Below are 6,378 nucleotides of genomic sequence, written 5' to 3'. Positions count from 1 at the left end.
TCTGCAGCAGGAAGAACCCTATCGCACCGCCAACGCCCTGATCGTCGATGTCAGCGAATTGCGGACGATCAAAGGCGTGACGGACGATATATTTGTCCGCCTGGCACCCTGGATCTGCGCCTTGCCGACGACCGATCTTTCCCCGATCAATATCAACACATTGCGGCCGGAACAGGCGATATTGCTAGCGATGCTGGGCGCGGTTCCCTCCGATCTGACGCCCGCCCGCCAATTTCTGGGGCGGCGACCGGAACTCGGATATGCGAGCCTGAATGATTTCTGGGCGCAATCCTATCCTGCCAGTCTGGGCGCAGCGCCCGAAGTCCAGAGCCAGACCAAATTGACCACCCGCTGGTTCCGCGCCGACCTGACCGTGGAGATGCAAAGCGCGCTGGCCGAGGAGCGGGCGCTGATCGATGCTGCGCGGCAACCGGGCCGTCTTGTTCACCGTCAGCGCGGGGATGCGCTTTAATTCAAAATTGCTCCGCTAAATGCTTGACGATTGCTACTGCCTATCCCTATGCACCCCATCGCAATGCGGCTATATAGCGCGCGGCTTGTGGCGATCGTAGCTCAGTTGGTTAGAGCGCCGGTTTGTGGTACCGGAGGTCGGGGGTTCAAGACCCCTCGATCGCCCCATTTTCCCCGAGAAGTAAGAGCAGCATAAGGCCATCACCACCTGGCCATATCGGGAAAGTCTCTCTTTATTTGTAATTAAATTACAGCTATGAGATATTTAATTACACCAACTTGCTAGGAATTACCGCCATGAGCGTGATGTGGGATTTGCCGGATTTTGACGACCATGAAGCGGTCCATTTTTTCCATGATGTAGAAACCGGCCTCAGCGCGATTGTTGCCTTGCACAGCACCCATCGCGGCCCCGGAGCCGGTGGAACCCGTTTCTGGCATTACGAGAATCGCGAAACCGCGGTGACCGATGTGTTGCGCCTTTCGCGCGGTATGAGCTTCAAGAACGCGATGGCCGGTCTGCCACTGGGCGGCGGCAAGGCGGTTATTCTCGCCGATCGAAATCGCACTAAGACACCGGAAATGCTCGCCGCTTTCGGGCGGATGATCGAGTCGCTTGGCGGGCAATATGTGACTGCGGAAGATGTCGGAATCACCGCTGCTGATATGGTGGCACTGACCAAAGAGACGAAATATGTTTCCGGCCTGCCGGTCAGCAATAGTGGTGAAGCCGGCGGCGACCCTGGTCCGTTCACGGCGATGGGCGTCTATCTCGGCGTCAAAGCCGCGGTGGCGCACAAACTGGGCCGCGATAATATGGACGGGGTCCATGTCGCGATCCAGGGTGTTGGCAGCGTTGGCGGCGGTCTTGCCCGTTTGCTTGCCAAGGACGGCGCGAAATTGAGTATCGCCGACATCAACAAGGACCATGCCGCAGCGCTGGCGGAGGAAATCGGAGCGAGTGTCGTTGGTCTCGATGAAGTCATGCGGATCGAGGCGGATGTGTTTAGTCCCAATGCCTTGGGCGCGATATTGGACAAGGTCTCTATTGCCCATCTCAACGTTCCTATTGTTGCAGGCGGCGCCAATAATCAGCTGGCGACTCCTGAAGACGGACAGCGAATCTTTGACCGTAACATACTGTTCGCGCCGGATTATGTTATCAACTCGGGTGGCATCATCAGCGTTGGCCTCGAATATCTCGGCGACGGCGATGTCAAGGAAGTCAATCGCAGGGTTGCGATGATTCCCGAGCGTCTTACCGAAATCTGGGAACAGAGCGCATTACAGAAATTGCCGGATTCCGATGTCGCGGACAATTTGGCGATGGCCCTGATCGGCCGAGGCTAAGCGCATTGCGAACCTGACACAAATTGACCATTTTATTTTGTGTAATCTTTGCTCGAAAACCGCTAATTTCTGACAGTTTTCCAACTGTCAGCTCGCGTCCTAGTGTAATCTTTCAATCCTGTGCCGATTCGAGCGGGGCTGCTGATCATGGGCGAGGACTATCGTCTTGTTCAAATGTCAAAGAGCCTGTCCGGCGCATGGCGAAGGACAGGCCAGAGAATAGCTTATCGGGCCGGCTGTAGGAAAGAAGTTTGGACGGAATGACGAAAGAGAGCGCTGCAAAAGCGCTCCCTTCCGTCCAGATCTTCGATATTATGGCGCAACCGCAGTCTTGATCTTGGACCAGCTGACCAGCTTGAAATTTTGCGTGCCGCCTTCATTGGCACCATCCTGCATCACCATCAGACCTTCTGGATAGGCCGGGCCAAAGTCGCCCAGTATGACTTCGATACCGTCTGTTTCAGAGGTGCCGTCAATGGCGCCATCCGCCACACGGAAACGGTTCACATAGCTTCCCGTTGTCAGGTCATAGAGCACATAGGCATTGTCGCCCTGGCTGGAGGCGACCAGATAGCCGCCGGTTTCTCCGGTCGGTGCCAGCGCAAGGCCTTCGACATCGGCGACCAGTTCGCGACCGTTGATATTGGCGAAACGCTGCGGTTCGAAGTCGTCAGCATCAAGATCGAACAGCCAGATTCCGGTATTTTCCTCACCGACATATAGTCGTCCGGTTCGATCGTCGACAACGCAGCCTTCCGGCTGGGTCGCTAGCTTATATTCCCGCGTTAAGCGGGCGCTCGGCAGACCACCGTCAAAGGCCAGAGTGATCTCGCGGACGAAGCCGCTTTTCTCGATCATATATGCAAAGACCTCGCCGCCGCTGTCCTGGCCAAAGCAGAAGCCATAGGCTTCACCTGGACCGGCCGGATATTTGCCCAATGGAGTCAGCTCCGCGCTTTGCGGGTCAAGTTTGTAGAGGCCTATATGGGCATTGGTGCGGTCATTGCGGATGCTCGCTCCGACCAGCACGGTCATTTTGCCATCGATCATGACTTCGCGCAGATCGACATTGTTGAGTTCGCCTTCCGGCAAAAACGACCTTTTGCTGCCATCCAGTCCGTAGACATACAGGCCGGCCCGCTTGTCCGTCCCGATGATCAGGCTTTTTGCCGGATCAGCGGCATTGCGCCAGATTGCCGGATCATCCGCTGCATCACGATTGACGGTTCCGACAGGGACTGTCTCGGCGTCGGCGGTCAATTCCAACGTCGGCGCGACTGGCACGGAAGGGGAGATTGATGACTGGGGTGCGCAACCGGCGAGGGAGACGCTGCTCAATAGCAGTAATGATACAGGGTTTTTCATCACATCGTTATCTTTGCGCCAAATTTGAAAGTCGATCCATATTCTTCATATTGCAACAGCCGTTTGCGGCTGTCGAAATTCTGGTAGGCGAAATATTTGGCATTGTTGATGTTGATCCATTCCGCGAACAGCCGGATATTCTTGTTCAGCTTAACCTTCACGCTGGCATCGAGCTGGAAATGATTGTCGACATAGCGATCCTCGTTGGCTTCCGCACCGAGCTCGTCGAGATAGCGATCCCGATAAGTACCGGCCAGCCGGAAATCGAATGGCCCTTTCTCGTAACCGAGCACAGCATTGAATGTGTGCTTCGAACTGCTCGGCAGAGCGATGTTGCGAAGATTGTTGATGTCGCCATCGGTCGGCACGGTGCCGCTGGCATCGGTATAGGTATAGTTGAAGTTGACGAGAAAGCCGTCGAGCGGGTCGGGCAGGAAATTGAGTGCTTGCGAAAAGCCCAGTTCGATTCCGAATATTTCGGCGCTGGGGCCATTGATCGGGATGGTTGCCTCGTCAAAATCGATGCCGAAGCGAGTGCCGTTTTCCTCGAGCGAGCTGACAATGAAATTCTTTACGTCCTTGTAAAAGACATTGGCTGTGAGCGCGCCGTTCGAGCTGAAGTAAAATTCCGCTGCGGCATCGAAATTCCAGGCCTCGTAAGGTTGCAAGTCGGGATTGCCGAATTCGCCTTCGCGCTCGTTGTCGTCATTCTGTTCGACAGCAAAACGTGGGGCGAGATCGGACAGATTGGGTCTCACCACACTGCGGTAACCGGCTGCGCGTAATACCAGATTGCGCTTCGGTTCGAAGCGGACATTGAGGCTGGGCAACCAGTCGTCATAGCTACGTGTGAAGCTGTTGGGTGCCACTACCACCGTATCATCGGTAAACAGCACGCCGCCAAAGGTCGCATCTTCTTCGACCAATGTGACCGTGTTCGCGGAAATGACATTTTCGGTCCGTTCAAAGCGAACACCGCCGATGACGCGGAGCTTGTCGCTGTCCCAGCGACCCAGCAGATAGCCGGCGTAAATATCTTCCTGATTATTATAGTCCGAGACTGCCGAGTCGAACTGGCTGTCGATTGCCTGCAGTTCAAAATCCCCGAAATTGGCACGGAAATAGTCTGTTGCTCCGGTCCGGCTCGCTACCGGCCCGAGTTCAGCGAGACGGTATGTCTGCTGGCCGAGCACGTTGGCTAGCGTGTAATTTCCGGTGCTATCCTCATAAAATTCGACGTTATTGTCATAGCCTTTCTCGCGCCAGCGGCCCTTGAAACCTGCCTGTGCAGTGAAGTCACCATTGCCCATTCCGAAGACGCGGGAGACGTCCAGCCGGGCAGAAAATTCTTCGTCCTGCGCGGCAGACAAGGCGGTCAATTCTACATCGTCCAGTTCGTAAAGACCGGCATCATTGGCCAAGGCAGCGCCGGATGCATAGCTATAGGCTGGCAGACGATCATCACTATAGTCGAACAGCACGCTGACCCCGTCGCCCTCGAATTTGTTGGAAAAAGTTGTAGGGTCGAGCGAGCCGTTTTCAGATTCGCTGGATTTGGACCAGCTGCCCGAATATTCGACTTTCCACGGACCCGTTTCGGTTTTTCCGCCGATAACTACCGAGCGGATTTTCTGGCTCTCGAACCGGTCTTTTATATCGCGTTCAATCTCGATTTCACCGTCGGCGTCATCGAAAAGAGCGCTGTTAGTATCGCCGCTGCTGGCTTCCTCGTCGAGCTTGAAGGTCGTGCGTCCGCGGAATTCCTGATCGTCGAACTGGCTGTAGATACCGCGAACATAAAGTTCGGTGCTGTCGCTGGCACGAAAATCGAAAGACAGCGACGCGCTGATCCGTTCCCGTTCGACATCATAGTCACGAAACTGGACTTCGTCGGCATAGGCTATGCCGTCATCATTGACGTCCCAGCCTTCCGCTTCGACATTGTCGGTTTCGAACTTGCGATTATAGTATGAAAAGCCACCGGCGACGCCGATATTGTCGGTAAGACGGGTCGAGAAATCAATGCTCCCCTTTGGCGTAACGTCGCCGGAATATTCATTATAGCTGCCCTCGATCTTTCCGGTCAGCAGGTCTTTCTTGCGATCAAAGGCGCTGACCGTCCTGATTTCGATAGACGCGCCGATTGTGTCGCCATCCATGTCCGGAGTGAGCGATTTCTTGATTTCGATCGATTCGATGAGATCGCTGGAGATCACGTCGAGAGCGACAGAACGAACATCGCTTTCGGGTGAGGGGATGCGAACACCGTTCAGCGAGGAAGCATTGAGGTTTGGATCGAGGCCGCGAACCGAGACGAACCGGCCTTCGCCCTGATCGTTGAGGATATTGATCCCGGGCACGCGGCGCAGGGACTCTGCTACATTCTGATCGGGAAACTGGCCGATGGCATCGCGGGTCAGGACCGACGATACGCCATCTGCCTCACGCTTGCGGGACAAGGAACTCGCCTGATTGGCGCTTTGGCCGATGACAAGGATCTCGGTGCCGGATCCGGTTTGCAAAAGGATGTTGGCGATAGCCGTTCCGGTCTCGGTGACCGTCACGCTGGTTTGACTTGTGTCAGCGCCGACGTAGCGCGTTTCGAGTGTGTAATTTCCGGTCGGTACATCGGGGAACCTAAAGCTGCCGTCGCGGGCAGTCGTCACAACCCGATCGATTTCTACCAGGCGAACCTGTGCGGCCTGCAACCCTCTGGTCTCGCTGGGATCGCTGACAACGCCGGTGATCGTGCCCGCCCATGCGGCGGCGGGCAGCGATAGAAACATGCCCGCTGATCCGATTAGTAACCCATTGCGAAATCTAGTTATTCTGGCCATTCTGCCCTCCGGTAAATCTGATGTACCGGGCCTCTAGCCGTGTATTGTGACGGGAAACGTCCATTTGGACGACTCCCGGATGAATCCTTCGTGACGATTTGGTTACCAGTCACAAGTCACGGGCACATATGCTGCGGTGGCTTGTGGAGGGAATATTCAGCTTCCGGCATGTCCGGATCGCAACGATCCCGGTGTCGGGATCAGATCATAAAAGTCTCAATCGCGCCGCCGATCATCATCATGGGCGATTTTACGAGCCGTCGTTGGGCAGGTCTGCAGCTGGGCGAAGAGGCTTTTCAAAATCATGCAATCCCATCCACCACTGCATGGCAATGATCGCGCCTTTTGCAGGCTG

The 6,378-nt window shown here is 55.5% G+C and carries 4 protein-coding genes and 1 tRNA gene; 3 read left to right on the top strand and 2 right to left on the bottom strand.

Translation table 11 applies throughout. The features are described 5' to 3' along the window. From V7680_RS14610 to V7680_RS14600, 3 genes are all read left to right on the top strand, one after another. A partial coding sequence (locus V7680_RS14610) for a type II secretion system protein GspK (protein WP_335653999.1) occupies nt 1-472 on the top strand: 472 nt, incomplete at its 5' end. Between the two features lie 90 nt (nt 473-562). Beyond that, nucleotides 563-639 (top strand) — tRNA-His (locus tag V7680_RS14605). A 129-nt stretch (nt 640-768) separates the two neighbouring features. Continuing rightward, nucleotides 769-1,821 carry a Glu/Leu/Phe/Val family dehydrogenase gene (locus V7680_RS14600; RefSeq protein ID WP_335653998.1) on the top strand — a complete coding sequence of 351 codons (1,053 nt, stop codon included), beginning with the start codon at nt 769-771 and terminating at the stop codon, nt 1,819-1,821. Nucleotides 1,822-2,133: 312 nt separating this feature from the next. On the opposite strand, the gene V7680_RS14595 is transcribed toward V7680_RS14600, so the two are convergent. Next, on the bottom strand, nt 2,134-3,186 hold the full coding sequence (locus V7680_RS14595; RefSeq protein WP_335653997.1) for a phytase: 1,053 nt from the start codon (nt 3,184-3,186) through the stop codon (nt 2,134-2,136). After that, nucleotides 3,186-6,023 (bottom strand): TonB-dependent receptor, encoded by a 2,838-nt coding sequence (locus V7680_RS14590; protein ID WP_335653996.1) that lies wholly within the window; start codon nt 6,021-6,023, stop codon nt 3,186-3,188. The genes V7680_RS14595 and V7680_RS14590 overlap by 1 nt, the downstream gene beginning before the upstream one ends. Nucleotides 6,024-6,378: the final 355 nt, after the last annotated feature.

Origin of the sequence: Parasphingorhabdus sp. (genome assembly GCF_036963705.1) — a bacterium.
In the GTDB taxonomy this organism is placed as follows: domain Bacteria; phylum Pseudomonadota; class Alphaproteobacteria; order Sphingomonadales; family Sphingomonadaceae; genus Parasphingorhabdus.
This window is presented reverse-complemented; position numbering and strand designations above follow the sequence as displayed.

Excerpts from the sequence above, each read along its gene's own strand:
- V7680_RS14600 (WP_335653998.1), top strand. The coding sequence starts at position 769 with ATGAGCGTGATGTGGGATTTGCCGGATTTTGACGACCATGAAGCGGTC.
- V7680_RS14590 (WP_335653996.1), bottom strand. The coding sequence starts at position 6,023 with ATGGCCAGAATAACTAGATTTCGCAATGGGTTACTAATCGGATCAGCG.
- V7680_RS14595 (WP_335653997.1), bottom strand. The coding sequence starts at position 3,186 with ATGAAAAACCCTGTATCATTACTGCTATTGAGCAGCGTCTCCCTCGCC.